2 tRNA genes are annotated in these 227 nt (G+C 48.9%); both read right to left on the reverse strand.

Going from position 1 to position 227, the window contains the following annotated elements:
* Nucleotides 1-10: 10 nt before the first annotated feature.
* A tRNA-Met gene (locus AACV33_RS06640) sits at nt 11-87 on the reverse strand.
* A 58-nt stretch (nt 88-145) separates the two neighbouring features.
* A tRNA-Gly gene (locus tag AACV33_RS06645) sits at nt 146-221 on the reverse strand.
* Between the last annotated feature and the right edge of the window lie 6 nt (nt 222-227).

The raw sequence follows: 227 nt of genomic DNA on the forward strand, positions 1-227 counted from the left end.
AATCTAAATGTGGTTGCGGGAGCAGGATTTGAACCTACGACCTTCGGGTTATGAGCCCGACGAGCTACCAAACTGCTCCATCCCGCGTCCGAATGCATTGTTAAGTACAATGAAACTATAAACCATCAACACTTAAAAGTGAAAATGGAGCGACACACGAGGCTCGAACTCGTGACCTCAACCTTGGCAAGGTTGCGCTCTACCAGCTGAGCTAGTGTCGCATGATC

The sequence above is a fragment of the Aliivibrio sp. SR45-2 genome (genome assembly GCF_963890165.1).
GTDB lineage: Bacteria > Pseudomonadota > Gammaproteobacteria > Enterobacterales > Vibrionaceae > Aliivibrio > Aliivibrio salmonicida.